Genomic DNA, 245 nt, shown 5'->3' on the forward strand with positions numbered 1-245 from the left:
GCCGGAGCCGTACGGGATCATCGCGAGCGACCTGTCCAGCCGCGGCGACGCGCACCATCTGATCCGTGTCGAAGCCGGCGGCAGCCGCAGGCCCGCGTCGGCTGCGACCGTCGCCGAGGGCGGCCACTTCTTCAAGATGGACGGCCGCGGCGTACGGGACTTCGTCGCCGAGCACGTGCCGCCGGCGCTCCTCGCGCTGACGCGCAGGGCAGGCGTGGACATCGGCGCGGTCGACCACTTCGTAC

At 73.1% G+C, this 245-nt stretch carries 1 pseudogene; it reads left to right on the forward strand.

Annotated elements, in window-relative coordinates:
- A pseudogene (locus J0695_RS43530) lies at positions 1-245 on the forward strand (3-oxoacyl-ACP synthase); the annotation flags it as partial.

Source organism: Streptomyces beijiangensis (assembly GCF_017315755.1).
Lineage (GTDB): Bacteria > Actinomycetota > Actinomycetes > Streptomycetales > Streptomycetaceae > Streptomyces > Streptomyces beijiangensis.